The organism is Weizmannia agrestimuris, from assembly GCF_943193165.1.
In the GTDB taxonomy this organism is placed as follows: domain Bacteria; phylum Bacillota; class Bacilli; order Bacillales; family Bacillaceae_C; genus Weizmannia; species Weizmannia faecalis.
This window is the reverse complement of record NZ_CALPDC010000002.1, coordinates 144903-163006: the sequence shown is the minus strand read 5'-3', so window position 1 is coordinate 163006 and position 18104 is coordinate 144903. Positions and strand designations below refer to the sequence as shown.

The 18104-nt window shown below is 49.3% G+C and carries 16 protein-coding genes; 1 reads left to right on the top strand and 15 read right to left on the bottom strand.

Annotated features, from left to right (window positions below):
* Positions 1-20 precede the first annotated feature (20 nt).
* Positions 21-2756, top strand: coding sequence for a PBP1A family penicillin-binding protein (locus NFR98_RS02170; protein ID WP_061577312.1), 2736 nt, complete (start codon positions 21-23; stop codon positions 2754-2756).
* Positions 2757-2843: 87 nt separating this feature from the next.
* On the opposite strand, the gene nth is transcribed toward NFR98_RS02170, so the two are convergent.
* From nth to NFR98_RS02095, 15 genes are all read right to left on the bottom strand, one after another.
* A complete protein-coding gene (gene nth / locus NFR98_RS02165) occupies positions 2844-3503 on the bottom strand; it encodes an endonuclease III (RefSeq protein ID WP_014098191.1) in 660 nt (219 codons plus the stop codon).
* Between the two features lie 47 nt (positions 3504-3550).
* Positions 3551-4246, bottom strand: a complete 696-nt coding sequence (locus tag NFR98_RS02160; protein ID WP_035188089.1) for a DnaD domain-containing protein — start codon at positions 4244-4246, stop codon at positions 3551-3553.
* A 107-nt stretch (positions 4247-4353) separates the two neighbouring features.
* Positions 4354-5646, bottom strand: a complete 1293-nt coding sequence (asnS, locus tag NFR98_RS02155; protein WP_026683352.1) for an asparagine--tRNA ligase — start codon at positions 5644-5646, stop codon at positions 4354-4356.
* Positions 5647-5741: 95 nt separating this feature from the next.
* Positions 5742-6929 carry a pyridoxal phosphate-dependent aminotransferase gene (locus tag NFR98_RS02150; protein WP_017550453.1) on the bottom strand — a complete coding sequence of 396 codons (1188 nt, stop codon included), beginning with the start codon at positions 6927-6929 and terminating at the stop codon, positions 5742-5744.
* Between the two features lie 22 nt (positions 6930-6951).
* Complete coding sequence (locus NFR98_RS02145) at positions 6952-7404, bottom strand: cell wall elongation regulator TseB-like domain-containing protein (RefSeq protein WP_014098186.1); 453 nt, start codon at positions 7402-7404, stop codon at positions 6952-6954.
* 192 nt (positions 7405-7596) lie between these two features.
* Positions 7597-10389 carry an ATP-dependent DNA helicase DinG gene (gene dinG, locus NFR98_RS02140; RefSeq protein WP_251459572.1) on the bottom strand — a complete coding sequence of 931 codons (2793 nt, stop codon included), beginning with the start codon at positions 10387-10389 and terminating at the stop codon, positions 7597-7599.
* A 136-nt stretch (positions 10390-10525) separates the two neighbouring features.
* Positions 10526-10909, bottom strand: coding sequence for an aspartate 1-decarboxylase (gene panD / locus NFR98_RS02135; RefSeq protein ID WP_014098184.1), 384 nt, complete (start codon positions 10907-10909; stop codon positions 10526-10528).
* A 26-nt stretch (positions 10910-10935) separates the two neighbouring features.
* On the bottom strand, positions 10936-11781 hold the full coding sequence (gene panC, locus NFR98_RS02130; RefSeq protein WP_251459604.1) for a pantoate--beta-alanine ligase: 846 nt from the start codon (positions 11779-11781) through the stop codon (positions 10936-10938).
* A 14-nt stretch (positions 11782-11795) separates the two neighbouring features.
* Entirely contained in the window at positions 11796-12635 is an 840-nt protein-coding gene (gene panB / locus NFR98_RS02125) for a 3-methyl-2-oxobutanoate hydroxymethyltransferase (protein WP_251459570.1), read from the bottom strand.
* A gap of 265 nt (positions 12636-12900) precedes the next feature.
* Entirely contained in the window at positions 12901-13878 is a 978-nt protein-coding gene (locus tag NFR98_RS02120) for a biotin--[acetyl-CoA-carboxylase] ligase (protein ID WP_251459568.1), read from the bottom strand.
* On the bottom strand, positions 13851-15053 hold the full coding sequence (locus tag NFR98_RS02115) for a CCA tRNA nucleotidyltransferase (protein ID WP_061566815.1): 1203 nt from the start codon (positions 15051-15053) through the stop codon (positions 13851-13853). The genes NFR98_RS02120 and NFR98_RS02115 overlap by 28 nt, the downstream gene beginning before the upstream one ends.
* Positions 15007-16191 (bottom strand): N-acetyl-alpha-D-glucosaminyl L-malate synthase BshA, encoded by a 1185-nt coding sequence (bshA, locus tag NFR98_RS02110; RefSeq protein ID WP_251459566.1) that lies wholly within the window; start codon positions 16189-16191, stop codon positions 15007-15009. Before bshA ends, NFR98_RS02115 begins: the two co-directional genes overlap by 47 nt.
* Positions 16188-16895 carry a bacillithiol biosynthesis deacetylase BshB1 gene (gene bshB1, locus NFR98_RS02105; RefSeq protein WP_013859486.1) on the bottom strand — a complete coding sequence of 236 codons (708 nt, stop codon included), beginning with the start codon at positions 16893-16895 and terminating at the stop codon, positions 16188-16190. The genes bshA and bshB1 overlap by 4 nt, the downstream gene beginning before the upstream one ends.
* An 18-nt stretch (positions 16896-16913) precedes the next feature.
* Entirely contained in the window at positions 16914-17714 is an 801-nt protein-coding gene (dapB, locus tag NFR98_RS02100) for a 4-hydroxy-tetrahydrodipicolinate reductase (RefSeq protein WP_013859487.1), read from the bottom strand.
* 6 nt (positions 17715-17720) lie between these two features.
* Positions 17721-18065 (bottom strand): nucleotide pyrophosphohydrolase, encoded by a 345-nt coding sequence (locus tag NFR98_RS02095; protein ID WP_017553048.1) that lies wholly within the window; start codon positions 18063-18065, stop codon positions 17721-17723.
* Positions 18066-18104: the final 39 nt, after the last annotated feature.

Here is an 18104-nt window from a genome sequence, read left to right as displayed (position 1 = left end):
AGAAGAAAGGAATGCTGAGCATGGCAGAAAAATACCAATCCCGCGAAGAACGCCGGAAACAAATGCAGGCAAATCAACATAAAAAGAAAAGGAAAAAACCGAAAAACAAATTTTTAACATTTATAAAGCGGCTCATTCTTGTCTGCTTTCTTGTCGGGCTGGCCGGAGTCATTGCGGGAATCAGCACTTTTGCGTATTACGCAAGCAGCTCCCCGAAACTGACGAAGAAGCAGTTATCCGACCCGATTCCATCGGTGATTAAGGATAAAAGCAACAAAACAGTCGCAACGCTCGGGGCACAGAACCGGAAATATATTGATTATGAAGAGCTTCCAAAACAGATGGAAAACGCGATTCTTTCGACAGAAGATGCACGGTTCTATCAGCACCACGGGATCGACCCGATTCGGCTTGGGGGTGCGGTGGTCGCAAACTTTACCAAAGGGTTCGGATCCGAGGGGGCGAGCACCCTCACCCAGCAGGTCGTTTCCATGGCGTTAAATAATAAAAACGAAAAAACATTAAAGCGGAAGGCCCAGGAAGCGTGGCTGGCGATCCAGCTTGAGCGGAAATATACAAAGCATGAAATCCTTGAAATGTATGTCAATAAAGTCTATATGTCAGACGGTGTCTTCGGCTTTGAGACAGCCGCTGAACATTATTATGGCAAATCTTTAAGCAAATTATCACTGCCGGAAATTGCCGTACTGGCCGGCATGCCACAAAGCCCGAATAATTATAATCCGTTTGACCATCCGGATCTGACGAAGAAAAGAAGGGACATTGTCCTTTCGATGATGTACAAAAACAATAAAATTACAAAGGCAGAAATGGAAAAAGCGCAGGCCACCCCGGTTTCGGCCGGACTGGTCAAAGAAAAAGAGCGGAATACAAACGCGAACAAATATCCTGCCTTTGTCAATGAAGTCATTAAGGAAGTGCAGAAACTCGGGAACTATAATGTGTATGCCGATGGTTTAACCATTTATACAACCCTGGATTCTTCCGCACAGCAATATACGGAAAAAATCTTAAACACCAATTCGATCATCAATTATCCGGATAAAAAAATGCAGGCCGGCATTGCCCTGATCGATACGAAAACAGGCGAAATCCGTGCGCTCGGCGGCGGGCGCAATATGAAACTTGACCGTGGCTTCAACTATGCCGTTGATACGAAGCGTTCGCCGGGATCAACAATCAAACCGATTCTTGACTACGGGCCGGCGATTGAGTACTTGCACTGGTCAACCGGGCACCAATTGAACGATGTGGCAACCACTTATTCGGACGGAACGCCGATTAATGACTGGGATAACCGGTTCCTTGGCAAGATGAGCATGCGCAAGGCACTGTATTTATCACGGAATATTCCTGCCTATGAAACGTATAAAGAAGTTGGCAAGGAAAGGGCCATCCGTTTTGCAAAAAAACTCGGCCTTGATTTAAACAGCAAAGAAATCGTTGAATCTTCATCCATCGGCGGAGGGGTGCAAGTTTCACCGCTGCAGATGGCTTCCGCTTACGCCGCATTCGGCAATGAAGGCATATACAACAAGCCGCATGCCATCCGGAAAATTGTCCTGCGTGACGGGGTCACGGAAATCAAACCGCATGTCCAGTCCAAAATCGCCATGAGTGATTTTACGGCTTATATGATTACGGACGTGCTGAAAGATGTGCTGACAAAAGGCACTGGGACAACCGCCCATATTCCAGGATTGCCTGCCGCCGGTAAAACGGGCACAACGAATTTTGATAAAGATGAGCTGGCAAAATACGGGATTTTGAGTTCTTCTGTGCGGGATTCCTGGTTTGCGGGCTACACGACAAGATATTCGTTAGCTGTATGGACCGGATACGAAAGCGAGAAAGGCAAAAAATATGGCGTCACAAGGCCGTATCAAACGGTCGCGCAGCAAATTTACCGCCACTTGATGCGCTATGTATCGGAAGGCAAAGAAACGCCTGACTTTACGATGCCGAAAAGTGTCGTCAGAATGGGAAGCGAATTGTATATCCGCGGCCATATCGATACAGCGATTGATAAAAAATCCGTTACCCAGGATGCGCCGGCAAATGTTCACGCAGCGTATGATGCAAACAGCAAAAAAATTACGGTTACCTGGGATTATGAAGGATCAGGTGCAACCTTTAACGTCTCCGGCACAATAAACGGCAGCGCGGCGTCATTCGGTTCGACTTCAGGAAAATCGATCACCGTTGCCAATCCGAAAGCGGGCGCAACGTATGTCTTCAATGTCACCGCCACGGTAAATGGCGTGAAAAGCAAAGCGGCATCCGCCAGTGTAACGGTTCCGGGGGATAGCACGGACACGAAGGCGGATGATAACCAAAACAAGCAACCGGAAGACAATACCCAAAAACAACCGGATGCAAACAATTCAAATACGAATAGCAATACCGGCACTGACACCAATCAGTCCGGCGAAAACAAAGACAACACCGGCTCAGACAAGGGAACAAACAGCGGCAATTCAAACGGCACCGGCTCGGAAAACAGCGGAAACGGCAACAGCAACAAAGATAACAACAACGGTCCAGGAAACAGTTCAGGCACTGGCCCTTCAAGCGGAAATGACAGACCGGCAAACAATGGAGCAGGCACTCATGGCAAGGGAAACAGCGGTTCAAACGGAAACCAAGGGACCAATACGAACGGCGGGAACAGTTCCAATAAAGGCGAAAACAGTTCGGGCAACACGTCCGCAAATAACAATACCGGTTCTGAATAAAAAAGCACGTGATTGATGGCTTCCTGTGCTCCCGCCGGTTCGCACCAAAAAAGCATGGAGAATCAGTTCTCCATGCTTTTTGTATTGTTATTTCTTGTTCTCTTTCTGCTTCATCCGTTTCTTCCCTTCCCTGCACAGGTCAAGAAGCGGGCAGATTTCACATTGCGGGCGCTGGGCCTTACAATGGTAGCGGCCGAAGAAGATCATCCGGTGGTGCGTGATCGACCATTCTTCTTTCGGCACTTTTTTCATTAAGGTTTGTTCCACTTCCAATACACTGTCTTTGTAGCGGCAAAAACCGAGCCGTTTGCTTACTCTCTCCACATGGGTATCGACAGCAATGGCCGGAATGCCAAAAGCAACCGACAGGACAACGTTTGCCGTTTTTCTGCCGACGCCGGGCAGTTTCATTAGTTCTTCACGTGTTTGCGGCACTTCCCGCCCGTATTCCTCGATGAGCATCCGACAAAGTTTTTGGATGTTTTTTGCTTTGTTGCGGTATAGGCCGATCGACCGGATGTCCTGCTGCAGTTCTTCAAGCGGCACGGCAATATAATCATCCGGCGTTTTATACTTTTGAAACAGATTTTTTGTCACTTTATTGACGAGCGCATCGGTGCACTGGGCGGATAATGTTACCGCGATCAGCAGCTCAAAAGGATTTGAATGATTCAATTCACAGCGGGCATCCGGAAACATTTCCCCCATTGTCTCAAGGCAATGCCGGATTTGTTTTTTTGTCAGCATTTCTTAAACTCCTGTAACTAGTTTACATAAAATTATTATTGTCACCTTTATTGTTCGAGCCAGTTATAAAACGGCACCGGATTGGTCGTTTTCGGTTTTTCTGTTTGCGGTTTTGACGATTTACGGAAATTCCTTCCATATTCACGTGCTTCATCCACCGTCCGGATGCCGTTCTTTTTCCATTCAAACAAAATGCGGTCTATGTAGCGGAAATTCAGTTTGCCGGAGATGACGGCTTCGCGCAGGGCGGCTTTGATCAGATCAGGGGATTGCCCGTCCTGGTCAATCCACATCGCCAATGTTTCGCATTCGAGCGGCGACAGCGGCCTGCCAAACTCCTGTTCAAACGTGGTGTATAAATCGGTTTCTTCGTTTACGCTTTTTTCAAGCTCGTCCTGTTTTTTCTCATAGATAAATTCATCGGCGAGTTTCGCCCACAGCGGCATGATCGAATATTTTTCATACAGGATGCCACCTTCCCCTTCCCCTTCTTCAATGGACAAAAACTGATGCTGGATTAGACGCCGCAAAATCGAAACGCACATACTTTCCGAAATGGTAAGCCTGCCTGCCAGATCTTCAGGCGTCGGAAACGCATTTCCCTCTTTTAAAAAAGAATAAACTTGCAGCAAAAGCACAAGTTCCGTTTCATTCAGGCCAAGCTGTTTGTATTTTTTCAATAAGAGCTGGGGGACGGTCAATATCCCTTCTTCCCACCAGGCAAGCAAAAGATCTTTATCCATGTCGGACACCTCAATGTAAGTATAGCAGTTTAAAAACGGCAAGGGAATTGAAAAAAACATCTGAAAAGAAAAACGGCTGCACACCGTCAATGCAGCCGTTTTTTCAATTACGGATAGATCCGGTTTAAAAGCCTCGGGAACGGAATCGTTTCGCGCACATGCTCAACGCCCGAAATCCAGGCAACCGTCCGCTCAAGGCCCAGCCCGAAGCCGGAATGCGGAACAGAACCGTATTTTCGTAAATCAAGATACCATTTGTAAGCTTCTTCCGACAGATTGAAATCCTTGATCCGTTTCAGCAACAAATCATAGTCATTGATCCGCTCGCTGCCGCCGATGATTTCCCCGTACCCTTCCGGCGCAATCAAATCGGCGCACAGCACGACTTCCGGGCGCTTAGCATCCGGCTGCATGTAAAACGGTTTGATTGCAGCCGGATAATGCGTAATGAACACCGGCTTGTCGAAACTTTCGGCAATCGCGGTTTCATGCGGCGCACCAAAATCTTCGCCCCACTTGATATCATCAAATCCTTTTTCATGGAGCAATTCAATTGCATCATCATACGTAATCCGCGGAAACGGCGCCGACACTTGTTCAAGCTTTGAAGTATCGCGGCCAAGCCGGTGCAGGTCGAGTTTGCAGTTTTCCAAAACGGACCGGACGATATAAGAGACATACTGTTCCTGTACTTTCAGGCTGTCTTCATGTTCATAAAAAGCCATTTCCGGCTCGATCATCCAAAACTCGATCAAATGGCGGCGCGTTTTCGATTTTTCGGCGCGGAACGTCGGGCCGAAAGAAAATACTTTCCCGAATGCCATTGCTGCCGCTTCCATGTAAAGCTGCCCACTTTGTGATAGATAGGCCTCTTCGTCAAAGTACTTCGTATGGAACAGCTCGGTCGTTCCTTCCGGCGCACTGCCGGTTAAAATCGGCGGGTCGATTTTCGTAAACCCGTGCGTATTGAAAAACTCATACGTCGCCCGGATGATCTCGTTCCGGATTTTCATGACGGCGTGCTGGCGGCGGGAACGGAGCCATAGATGCCTGTGGTCCATTAAAAATTCGGTCCCGTGCGCTTTTGGTGTGATCGGGTAATCTACGGCTTCATGAATGATCTGAATGCCGGTCACCTGGAGCTCGTAGCCGAACGGGGAGCGGGCATCTTCCCGGACTGTCCCGGTAACGTAAAAAGAAGTTTCCTGGCTCATCGATTTCGCCGTTTGAAAGACCTCTTCCCCGGCTTCGTTTTTTACGACGACCCCCTGGATAAAGCCTGTCCCGTCACGCAGCTCGAGAAAAGCAATTTTGCCGCTTGAACGTTTGTTGTTCAGCCAGACCCCGATCGTCACTTCCTCCCCGATATGCTGGTGTACTTCTGAAATGGTGATTTTCACGGTATTTCCCTCCAAAACAATTTCCGGCTTGTCTCCCATATGTACCGAAATCCATTATACTAAACAAAGGCGGAAAAAGGAAACAAGCCAAAGTTTCACGCTTTTTTCCGTGTTTCCACGAACTGTTTGATCCGCTTGAGCGCTTCTTCGAGATTTTCCAAAGAAGTGGCATAAGAAAGCCGGATATTGTTTTCCGCGCCGAAACCGGAACCCGGGACGACGGCAACGCGCGCTTCCTCGAGCAAAGCCTCCACAAATGCGTCAACCGTTTGAAACCCAGTCAGCTTTGCGGCTTCTTTCACATTCGGGAATAAATAAAAAGCGCCTTGCGGTTTGATGCAGGTAATCCCGTCAATTTCAATCAGCTGGTTAAAAACAGCATTGAGCCGTGCCTCGAAAGCCTGGCGCATCTCTTCCACGGTGCGTTCATCCCCGCTATATGCGGCGAGTGCCGCGAACTGGGAAGGCGTTGCCGGATTGGAAGTCGAATGGCTGGCAAGATTTGTCATCGCTTTGATGATATCCCCGTTTCCGGCCGCATAGCCGATCCGCCAGCCGGTCATGGAATGGGATTTTGAGACGCCGTTAATGATCACCGTCTGTGCTTTCAGTTCCGGTGAAATGGTGGCGATCGAGACATGCCGGCTGCCGCCGTACACCAATTTTTCGTAAATTTCGTCCGACACGATCAAAATATCGTGTTTCAGGCAGACTTCACCGAGTTTTTCAAGTTCTTCCCTTGTATACATCATGCCGGTCGGATTGCCGGGAGAGTTGAGTACAAACGCTTTTGTCCGCGGCGATATGGCTTTTTCCAGCTGCTCCGGCGTTATTTTATACTGGTTTTCTTCTTTGCCTTCTACAAAGACCGGGACGCCTTCTGCAAGCTTTACCTGCTCGGGATAGCTTACCCAGTAAGGAGACGGGATGATCACTTCATCGCCCTGGTCGAGCAGCACCTGAAACAATGTATACAAGGCGTGTTTTGCCCCGTTGGTAATGATGATTTCATTTGCTTTAAAGCCAAGCCCCTGGTCTTTTTGGAATTTTTCAATGACGGCCTCTTTCAGCGATGCCATTCCGCCGGCCGGGGTATACTTCGTCTGGCCGTCCAGCATCGACTGGTACGCGGCTTCGATAATCTCCCTCGGTGTATTAAAATCGGGTTCACCTGCGCCAAGGCCGATCACATCGATGCCTTGCGCCTTCATTGCTTTTGCCTTTGCCGTAATCGCCAACGTGGATGACGGCGTTAATGCACTTACCCTTGATGCTAGTTTCATACGATTCACCTCTCCAAACGGATCAATTGGATTTTTTTAAAAAAGGAACCTCATCATAGCCGAGGCTGTTTCCTTTTATATAAGCAACTTCCCAAATGGGAACCTGGCTTTCCATGCCGAGCCGCACAGATAAAATTTTATCCGGCTGCCTTTTCTGCACCACTTGTTTCACTGCATCCTGTTTTGAGATGCCGGTATTCAAGTCTAGGACGGTCACACGTTTCGGTTTCTTTTCAGGGATCCAAACCGCTTTTTTCTTCCCGCCTTTTCCTTTCCCCACGACAACATAATAGGTGCTTTTGCCATTGTAAAGATAAAATGCATCGGCAGCCCGGATGCCGGCTTCGCTTTTGGCAACAGCGACCGCTTTGTTGTAGGCTTCATGATACGGTTTCCGTGCTTTCCAATAAGTCTCTGCCGCAAATCCGGCTATCACGATGACCAAAATGCAAATCGAGATCAGTGCTTTTTTCATTCCGAACCCTCATTTTCCATGGCGTAAATCCTTTTAAGCAGAAATTGTCATTCATATCAGTTCCCATGCAGGCCATCCTAAGCTTAGAATCATTTCCTTCATCATTATACAGCAAAAATGAATGAAAAAATGATGCATTTGATCATTTTTCCGGTCTACCCTGTTTTGTGCTGCATTGTCGCAGCACTTTTTTTACAGCCAGCTTTCAATGACCTCAAGCGTCTCGTTCAGATCCAGGTGCCTGATGCGGACCGGCGGCAGAGACTTTGTGAACGCCGGCCCGTATGTGGCCGTTTCAATCCTCCGGTCCAGGACAAGAAAAATGCCGCGGTCATGACGCGTCCGGATAAGCCTGCCAAACCCTTGTTTGAACCTGAGCACGGCTTCAGGCAAGGCATAGGCGGAAAACGGGTTTTTCCCCTTTGCCCTGAAATAATCGGACTTTGCTTCAGTAACCGGTTCATCCGGGGGCAAAAACGGAAGGCGGGCCATCACAAGGCAGGAAAGGTCATCGCCAGGGATGTCGACCCCTTCCCAAAAGCTGCTTAAACCGAAAAGAATGGCTTTGTCAAATTTTTGAAAGCTTTTCGTTAACCTCGACCGGCTGCCGCTTGATATTCCCTGGGCGATAAACATATAATCTTCAAGCATTCCGCTTTCTTTCATCAGGTGGTACACGTTTTTCAGCAAATCAAAGGATGTAAATAAAATCATCATCCTGCCTTTTGTGGCCTCCGCAACGGCAAGCAGATAACCTGCCATTTTTTCCGCAAAGTCTTCTATACTGACGGATCCGATATCGGGAAGGTCGTTCGGGATAATAAACTGCACCTGCCTGTCGAACCGGAAAGGCGACGGAATGCGGACCGTTTTTGTGGTGTGCGCTAGCCCCGTCTCGTCCAGAAAATAGCGGAAGCTTCCGCCAACGGTCAATGTCGCGGAAGTAAGCACAACGCTCTTTTTTCGCGAAAAAAAAGCTTTTTGCAATGTTTCTCCGGCATGCACCGGCTGGCAATAGATGACAAGGCTGTTCGGGAGGGCGCGCAAATCCCCTTCCACCCAGACGACATTTTCATCCCCGCCGTTTTGGCCGGCGAAAATGGCCAGGTTGTCGCGCAAAAGGCGCCAATCTTCCAAAAAGCTGTACATTTCTTCGATAAAAGCGAGTGCCTGTTCTTTCATCTGTTTTTCGGAAAGCAACTGCGAAAGTCTTTCTTCCAAAGCCTGTGAAATCTCTTTCATGGACGCCCTGATCCGTTCCGTACAGAGCAGAACTGCCTGCCATGCTTTTTGTTTCCAATTTTCTTTTTTAATTCTTAATTTGATTTTCTGGTAACCATTTGTTTCCCGGTTCACGCGCATTACTTTTTGGGCAAGCATACCGAATAAATCATCGAGCTCAGCCTCAAGGCCCTGCAGGATTGCATCGCATTCAAACGCGTGCAGTCTGGCTTTTAGCCCATATTTTTCCATCATTTTTTCCAATTTGTAAAACAGTTGTTTTTGCTCATACAGACCAAGCCTTGCCATCATATATTTCATTTGGTTGTAACTTGCGCGTTTCCCGATCGTTTCCCGGGCCGCTTGTTCAAGGCGGTGGGCTTCATCAATGATGACGTATTGAAATCCGTCAAACACCGACTGGTCCCTTTCAAGTTCCGCGCACAGCATCGCATGGTTCGTGACGGCGATGTCAGCAGAGGCTGCGCAGGCTTTGGCGTAAAGATAAAAATCCCGCGATTTCCACGGATCTTTTTTATCCGTATGCCAGCCGTCCTGTTTAATCCGCTGCCAAAAATGTTTTCCGCCGCCAGATAAATGAAGCTCGTCAAGATCGCCGCTTTCTGTTTCGGTAAGCCAGACCAGGATTTGCATTTTGGCAAATACGGCGTCGTACTGCCGGTCCGGTTCTTTTAACGACTGTTCAAACTTAAACAAATGCAGGTAATGGCTCCTCCCCTTTAGCAACACGGTCCTGACCGGGGTTTTCAGCATCTGTTCAAGCCTTTTGATTTCCTTATTTAAAAGCTGGTGCTCAAGCGCAACAGTATACGTGCTGATTAACACCGGTTTCTGTTCCGAAATCGCTTGGAAAGCGGCCGGCACAAGATAGGCAAGGGATTTGCCGATGCCCGTGCCTGCTTCTAATGCGACATGCTCCTCAGCAGAAAAAGCTTCCCGGACATGGTCCATCATTTCAAATTGGGCGGGGCGCGCTTCCATCCCGGTACCTGAAGCCGCAAACCAGGATTCTTTTTCAGCCGCATCCTGCGGATAACGGCCAATCTCGCGCGGGCCGTCATCCGCAGGCAGGCTTTTCCGTTTTAATGCGATGCCCCGGTATACTTCCATATCCGGCGGCAAATGCTCGATATGCCGCCGTTTCTCTTCCAGTATATCCTCAAAAATGCCGGCAAGGTCGCTTTTCAAGGAATAAGAAAGCGGCACGAGTTGTTCAAGTGTGACGACAGGAAGGGACGCACACTTTTCCATGCAGGCAAGAAGCAGCTTTGCCGTAACAAAAGCATCACTGTCCGCCCGGTGCGGCCGTTCATGATAAAGGGACAAAGAATCGGCCAGATCCCCCAGTTTATAACTGTTTAAAGTTGGAAATGCAATTCTCGAAAATTCAACGGTGTCAAGGCTCGGCCCGCGAAACGGCGGAAACCCCGCAGCCTTTAATTCCTGCTGCAAAAACGGTAGGTCAAACAGCACATTGTGGGCGACAAATATGCTGCCTTCCAAAATTTCCATGATGCGCGGGGCGATCTCCGAAAATGCGGGCGCTTCTTCAAGCATGCCGTTATCGATCCCGGTCAATTCCGAAATAAACGGCGGTACCGGCTTTTCGGGATTGACGAAGCTTGTAAATTGCGTTTTGATCTCCCGGCCTTCAACCACAACAGCGGAAAACTGGATGATGCGATCGCCTTTTTTTGCTGAATTTCCTGTTGTTTCAAGATCTACAACTACATAGCGCTGCATAACATCACCTGATTAAAAATAATTGCCCCGTTTCTTCCATATTGTACTATTTTAACATAAAATCGATCATTCGCCACAACCAGGCTGCAGAAATTGAAAAACCGCCCTGCCCGAAAAAGCAGGTGCGGTTTTACCCTTACAAAATCGTGGAAGCCGGTTCTTCCGATAACATTTTTTCAATCCGGTTTTTTGCATCAAGCAGGACAATTTTCGGATGGTGGTTTTTCATTTCTTCTTCCGTCAAAAGGGCGTACGAAATGATAATCACAATATCACCGGGTTGTGCAAGCCGGGCGGCCGCGCCGTTCAGGCAGATGACACCGGATCCCCTTTCACCCGGGATAATGTACGTTTCAAATCGCGCCCCGTTGTAATTGTTCACTATTTGCACTTTCTCATTGGGCGCCATTCCCGCAGCATCCAGCAAATCCGCATCAATCGTGATGCTTCCGACATAGTTTAAATTCGCTTCCGTCACGGTTGCCCGGTGGATTTTTCCGTTCATCACAGTCCGCAGCAAAGCAATCTCTCCTATTCTCATGTTGTTTATTCTGCAAAAATGATATTATCGATAAGCCGTGCTCTTTCAAATTGGACGGCGACTGCGAGGATACAGCGCCCATGTATGGCATGGACCGGTTCGAGTTCCGGATAGGAATACAATTCCACGTAATCAATTTTCCCGGACAGATGCGCAGAAAGATGCGCTTCTACAAGGGAAATCACTTTTTCCGGGTTTCTCTCCCCCTGTTCAACCGCTTTGTTTGCCAATTGCAAACTTTTGTATATTTCGGGCGCTTCTTTCCGCTCCGCCTCCGATAAATAGACGTTTCTCGAACTTTTTGCAAGGCCGTCCGGTTCGCGCACAATCGGGCACGGGACAATGTCAACCGGAAAATCCAGATCGCGGACAAGATTTTCAACAACGGCCACCTGCTGGGCATCTTTCAGCCCGAAATAAGCGCGGTCCGGCTGGACGAGGTGAAACAGTTTTGAAAGGACTACCGCCACACCGTCAAAATGGCCTGGCCGCTTTCTTCCGCAAAGGACATCCGTCCCCTTTGTCACTTTTATTTGAACCGATAAAGCGCGCGGATACATTTCTTTAACAGACGGGATAAACAATACATCAACGCCTGCTGCTTCCGCTTTATGCCGGTCCCCTTCCGCATCGCGCGGGTATCGGTCGAAATCTTCATTCGGGCCGAATTGGAGCGGGTTTACAAAAATACTCATGATGACAATATCGTTTTCTTTTCTTGCCTGCTTTGCCAGGGCGAGATGGCCTTCATGCAAGTAGCCCATCGTCGGGACAAACCCGATCGACTTGCCTTCTTTTTTATACCGGGATACAAGCGTCCGGATTTTCTGCTTCGTTTCTGCAACACTCATTACCTGCACGGTTTTCATTTTGCATGCCCCCCGTACAGTGTTGCCAGTTCTTCTTCTTTCATCGTGTACGTATGCTTTTCTTCGGGGAACGTCCGGTTTTTTACTTCCTGTACGTATTGGCGGAGCCCCGCGCGCATCACGGCATCCGCATCGGCAAATTGCTTCACAAATTTTGCCACTTTTTCGCTTCCGTATTTTACCAGGTCATGGAATACAAGGACCTGCCCGTCTACATCAAGGCCGGCCCCGATTCCGATGGTTGGAATGGAAAGGGCGGATGTCACTTCTTCCGAAAGCTGCCGCGGGACGCATTCCAGGACGACGGCGAAAGCGCCGGCCTCCTCGCACGCTTTCGCATCTTCCAGCAGCTTTTTGGCGGCTTCCGCTGTTTTTCCCTGGACTTTATAGCCACCGAAAATCCCGACCTTTTGCGGCGTCAGCCCGATATGGGCCATCACCGGGATGCCCGATTCCGTAAGCGCTTCAATGTGAGCCGCAACTTCTTTCCCGCCTTCCAGTTTTACAGCATGGGCGCCGCCGTCCTGAATAATGCGGGCGCCGTTTTTTAATGTTTCTTCACGGCTCAAATGGTACGACATAAACGGCAAGTCGGTGACGACAAAGGTGTTTTTCGCCCCGCGCTTGACCGCTTTCGTATGGTGGACCATATCCGCCACGGTCACCGGAATGGTCGAATCATAGCCGAGCACGACCATGCCGAGCGAATCGCCGACAAGAATCATGTCGACGCCCGCTTCTTCTGCAAGCTTTGCAGAAGGGTAATCGTAGGCGGTCACCATTGCAATTTTTTCTTCTTGCGCCTTCATCTTCACAAAATCCGTCGTTTGTTTCATTTTCCAACACTCCTCACCTGTCATGGATTGACCGGTGCAGAGGAAACAAACAATTGGAAAAAGGAGCCCATCACTGGACAGACGGGCTCCCTGTTTTTTCAATTGTTCATTTTGGCCCTCTGTCCCCGTCCGTTTAAGGATCAAGGCAGAATCTATTTTGTATAAAAAGCTGAAGTGGTATAGTTCCGAAATAGATACTACCCAAGTTGATTATAACAGGAATGGCCGGATTGCGCTATATCCGGCCAAAAATTTTGTCAATTTTTTAACGTTCGATTTCAATATCTGCGGAATAAATGGCATGCATCTGCCCGTCTTCCCCTTCAAGCTGGAGCACGCCGTCATCCGTGATGCCGACCGCACGCCCTGAAATATCCCCTTTAAACGTATGCGCCGTGATTTTTTTCCCTGCCACATTGGCATAGCTTTCCCATAAAATTTTAAGCGGCGCAAAGCCGTTCCTGAGATAAATTTCCTCGTATTTTTCCAATTTCTCAAGGATGCGCTGAATGAGCAGCGCGCGTTTTACTTTTTTACCAGAAGCAAGGGAAAGGGATGTTGCGATCGATTTTAAGGGGTCCGGGAAATCGGTTTCGTTTACATTGATCCCGATCCCTGTGATCACCGCCTGGATCCGATCCGTGTCCGCTTCAAGCTCTGTCAGGATCCCTGCGCATTTTTTTCCGCCGATTAACAGGTCATTCGGCCATTTGATCTCCGGCACAATCCCCGCTGTTTCTTCGATTGCCTGTGCGACCGCAACGGCGGCAATGAGCGTAAACGGGGGCGCCATTTGCGGCGGAAGATCCGGCCGCAGGACAATACTCATCCAGATACCGGTATATTTAGGGGAATACCAGGACCGCCTGAGCCTGCCCCTTCCTCCCGTCTGCTGCTCTGCAATCACAAGCGTGCCATCAGGACAGCCTTCCTGTACGAGCTGGTGCGCAAGCCGCTGGGTCGAATCGATCGTTTCCCGGTAATGAATGTTTCTTGCAAGCCGTTTTGTCCCGAGCCCGTACCGGATTTCATTTTCCGTCACTTTGTCGCCCGTTCCTTTAATCCGGTAGCCTTTTTTCCGAACCGCTTCCAATTCAAAACCTTCTTTGCGCAGCTCTTCCATATGCTTCCAAACCGCCGCCCGCGAGCAGTTCAGCTTTTTCGCCAGCGTTTCTCCCGATACAAAGCCGTCCCCAGCTTCCGTCAGCAATTCTATTATTTTTTCTCTTGTGGATATTTGCACAAAACCCACCTCCGGATTGCCTCATATTGGTTTTCGATTTCGCCGTTTATCAGCGCTTTTTCAATCTCACGAAGCATTTCTTTCAGCCACGGGCCGCCTTTTTTCGAAAAAAGCGCCATCAGCTTTTTTCCGTCGATGGCCAACTCGCTGCGGTTTTTCACTGGCAATTCCCGGAAAGCCTGCCGGAGGGCGGCAATGCGGGGCGCCGGGTTTTCGCGGCGAAAAGCGCAGAAAACCGCTTCAGCATCCACTGCCGTTTGCTCGCCGGCATCATAGAGCATAAGCGGATCCCACTTTCGCCCGGCGCGCATCCTGAAAAAGCCGAGCGTACGCACGATGGCTTTCCGTTTTTCATTCGGCAGTTTCCATTTTCGCAAAAAAGCGTTGGCATCTTCCGGGTTTGCGGCGGCAACAAGGTACACCCAAAGCTGTTGTTCTGACAATTCGTTTAACACCGGGTGCAGGGCAGAAAAAAGCTGCGCTTCCCTGCCGCAAAGACCGGGCAGAAACCCGAGCAGCCCGGTTTCTTGAAGCAGTTGCAGCGCTTCATACGGATGCTCTCCTTCCAGCAATTTGATAAATTCCTGGGTAATCCGCTCAACGGCAATATGCCGGATAAGCGGTGCATGGCGCTTGATGGCCTGTTTCGTCCCGTCTTCAATCCAAAAACCGAGCTGGCTCGTAAACCGGGCGGCCCGCATCATCCGAAGCGCGTCTTCCCGGAATCTTTCTTCAGGGGATCCGACCGTTTCAATCCGCTTCATCCGGATGGCTTCACTGCCTGCAAACGGATCAATCAGTTTCCCGTTTTTATCCATCGCCATCGCATTCATCGTGAAGTCGCGCCGTTTTAAATCTTCAAGCAATGAGTCCACATATTCAACCGATTCCGGGCGCCGGTAATCTTTATATACCGACTCGGTCCGGAACGTCGTGATCTCATACTGGTTTCCTTTATACAATACAAGCACTGTTCCATGTTCAATGCCGATGTCGACAGTATGTGTAAAAAGTGCCTTTACCTCTTCCGGTTTCGCCGAGGTGGCAATATCGACATCGTGCACCGGCCGCCCAAGCAGGCTGTCGCGGATCGATCCCCCGACAAAAAAAGCTTTGAACCCTGCATCTTCAAGCGTCCGGATAATGGGAAGCGCCGTCTGAAATGGCGGGAGCATGTCCATCAACCTCATTTACCGTTTGTTCATATATTTGTTCATATTGTTTCAAAATGTTGCGGGAATAAAATTTATCTTTTACCGTCTTTTCGCACGCTTTCGAAAACGCAGCATAAAGGCCCGGATCCTCAAGCAGCCGGATGGCTTTTCCGGCAACGGCTTCAACATCGCCCAGCCCGCACAAATAGCCGTTCATCCCGTCTGTTATCACTTCCGGAATCCCGCCGACCCGGGTGCCAATGCACGGGACGCCGCACGCCATCGCTTCAAGCGCAACAAGGCCGAAACTTTCCTTTTCCGATAAAAGCAACATCAAATCGCTGATTGCGTACAGCTCCTCGAGCCGCTCCTGCTTTCCTAAAAACAAGACATCTTTTTCTATACCGCATTGGGCAACGAGCCGGGAGACGACGGTCATTTCCGGCCCGTCGCCGACAAGGAGCAGTTTTGCCGGCATTTGTGCCCGCACTTTCGCAAAAGCCTTGACGACATCGGGCACGCGCTTTACCGCCCGGAAATTGGAAACGTGAATCAGCACTTTTTCCTTTTCCGAAATGCCGTAATCATGTTTTAAATGGCCTGCCTCCATTTTCCGGTATACGCGTTCATCGACAAAATTATAAACCGTCGAAATGTTTTTCTGCGGCCGGATCAAATCATACGTTTGCCGGACAAGTGCATCGGAAACCGCCGTCACTGCATCCGACTGTTCAATCCCGAACCGAATGGCGGAGACAAGCGACGGGTCATACCCGAGCACGGTGATGTCTGTGCCGTGCAGGGTGGTCACGATTTTCATCCGGGTACCGGCCATCATTTTGCCGAGAATGGCGCAGATGGCGTGTGGAATCGCATAATGGGCATGGAGCACATCCAGCTTTTCCCTTTCCGCCACTTCTGCGATTTTAGAGGCAAGTGCAATATCATAAGGCGGATATTGAAAGACGGCGTACTGGTTCACTTCTACCTGATGGGTATAAATATTCGGATACATTTTATTGAGCCGAAACGGGACACTCGAGGTAATAAAATGGATCTCATGGCCGTTTTCGGCAAGCAGCTGGCCAAGTTCCGTTGCAATGACGCCGGATCCGCCTACGGTCGGATAGCACGTAATCCCAATTTTTAACTTTTTCATAAGTCGAGCACATCCAAATTCACAAGAACCGGTTTTTTGCTTAAAAACCCTTCTGCATATTTCACCCCGAGCTCTTTCCCGAACATCCTCTCGCGCGCAGTGACCGCTTCAATATAGCCATCCGTAAGCGGGGTATGGACACTTCTTTCCCGAATCGAAAACTGGCTTTCATAGGCATGGAGACTCTCAAGTTTTTTGTCCATAAAGTTGGTGACATCGACGACAAAATCGGGCGGATGAAAACCGTTTACCATATAAAAATAAAGATGTTTCGGTTTATGGGAAGGAAGATCCGGTTCAGAACGGTATTTCCTGATGCCGGCCGAAAAAAAGGCTTCCTCTGTAAGCCTGCCGCAGTTACCGTGATCGGGATGGCGGTCTTCATGAAAAGGCGCAAACACGACATCCGGCTGAAACTTCCGGATGACACCGGTAATCGCGCGGATAGCGTCCGCTTGCATAAAAAGGCCGCGGTCCGGCAATTTCAGCGTTACTCTTTCTCTAACCCCGAGGCAAGCTGCCGATTTTTGTGCCTCTTTTTTGCGGTTTTCAACCGTCCCGTTCGAAGACAGCTCCGCTTCTGTCAAATCGCATATCGCAATTTTTTTCCCCATCGATGCCCATTTGGCAATGGATGCCGCCATGCCGATTTCGACATCGTCGGCATGGGCCCCGAAAGCGAGAATATCCACCTTGCCGGCCATTTCCTTTCCTCCTTCCGGTTAATCCAAAATATTTTCGAGCCCGTAAACAAATGTATTGAGGTTCATCACCGTTTCAACGGCTACTTTCACCCCTGACATGAAAGATGCGCGATCCATCGAGTCATGACGGATCGTAAGCAGCTGGCCGTCCCCGCCGAACAGCACTTCCTGGTGGGCGACAAGGCCGGGCAGGCGGACGCTGTGGATATGCATGCCTTCAAAATCCGCGCCCCTTGCACCTTGTAATGTTTCTTTTTCATCCGGATGCCCCTGCGTTTTTTTTCTTCTTGCTTCCGAGATCATTTGCGCCGTTTTTACGCTCGTACCGGACGGGGCATCTTTTTTCCGGTCATGGTGCAGCTCGATGATTTCCACATCCGGAAAATATTTCGCCGCCATTTGCGCAAATTTCATCATCAGCACTGCCCCGATTGCAAAATTCGGTGCAATGATACAGCCGATTCCTTTTTGTGCGGAAACAGCCTTCAGTTCTTCCAGTTCCGCATCGGTAAACCCGGTCGTCCCGACAACCGGACGGACACCATGTGCGAGAGCCGTTTTCGCATGGAGGAACCCTGCTTTCGGCACCGTCAAATCAATCCATACATCCGCCGGGCAGTTTTCAAGGCATGCTTCCGGGTCGGTATACACCCGGACCGGCTCGCCGTTATAATCGGATACATCATTGAACAGTTTGCCGTCAAAAGTCCTGTCCACTACGCCAACGAGTTTAAAATGTTCCGTCCGCTCGATCAGCCGCACCGCCTCGCTCCCCATTTTCCCGCGGGCCCCGGCAACAATAATCCGAATATCATCCATGTTTCATTACTCCTCCTGCTCTTTTCGCGTCCATCTGTCTTTATCACGCGTGTTAAATTTCTGCAAAACCATTGTATGGGCTTCCTGTAAATCAATATGTAAAGCATTTGCCATGCAAATGACGACAAACAGCAAATCGCCGAGCTCTTCTGCTACGGTTTTCGGCTTCTCATCCGGTTTTTTCGGTTTTTCCCCGTAATAATGATTGATTTCGCGCGCCAGCTCCCCAAGTTCTTCCGTCAGCCTTGCTGTAAGCGCAAGCGGACTGAAGTACCCTTCTTTAAACTGGCTGATATAATCATCGACTTCTTTTTGCATTTGCCGGATCGATTTGTTTTCTGCCATTTTCATCCCCCAATCCTGTAATCCTCTTCCATGTTAGCCAAAAAC